Origin of the sequence: Flavobacterium pectinovorum (assembly GCF_006438875.1) — a bacterium.
GTDB classification, from domain to species: Bacteria; Bacteroidota; Bacteroidia; order Flavobacteriales; family Flavobacteriaceae; genus Flavobacterium; species Flavobacterium pectinovorum_A.
The window spans coordinates 1-678 of the sequence record NZ_RCZH01000050.1 but is presented as its reverse complement, the minus strand read 5'-3'; the positions used below and the strand labels follow the sequence as shown (position 1 = coordinate 678).

Below are 678 nucleotides of genomic sequence, written 5' to 3'. Positions count from 1 at the left end.
TGCTGTTCACATATTGGATACTGAATGGCTTATCGCCAAATCGGTTCACAAACATCAAGTCATTTTCATTGGCTTGGAGCTGAACAAACAAACGGTTCAGGATAATCTGTAATTCTGGGTTGATGGTTATTTTGCGGGTCTTCTTGGTTTTCTTCTCGATAATCGTGAAATAATCCTGATTCAAAACTTGATTCCAACGAAGTTGAAGCAGGTCTGAAATCCTCAGACCAATGTAAGAACCCGTTGCAATAAGTAGCGCAAATTTCAAATCATTATCACGCTCCAGTTTCAAAACGATGGTCTGCATCTTGTCCCACTCTAAAAAATCACTCGTTGTCTTTTGTCCTTTTAATGCCATTTTGCTTGATTTAAGTTTCACTTTTCTACCTTAATATATATAAATGAAAGCGGTCATTTTACCAACCTTTGCGAACCCTTGATTTTACTGGGCTTTTACTTCTACCTTCACTTCTGCCAAAAAGTGAAACAAATGTCCAGGTCTATTTTGGATTATCCTAGAAAAATCCTGGTTTTCCTGGGCTCACAGACTTTTTGAATTTGGGGAGCACAAAAAAAACGAGGTGTTAGCCTCGTTCTTTGGATTGTATTAATCGTGAAAACTCTGAAAATTCTTGGTCGGTAAAATCTTCCATTTTAAAACTGATAGGTAATTTTAGC

Annotated in this window: 1 protein-coding gene; it reads right to left on the bottom strand. The window is 37.2% G+C overall.

Going from position 1 to position 678, the window contains the following annotated elements; translation table 11 throughout:
* Positions 1–358, bottom strand: a 358-nt coding sequence (locus tag EAH81_RS27275; protein ID WP_241676676.1) for a tyrosine-type recombinase/integrase, incomplete at its 3' end; no start/stop codon positions are given.
* Between the last annotated feature and the right edge of the window lie 320 nt (positions 359–678).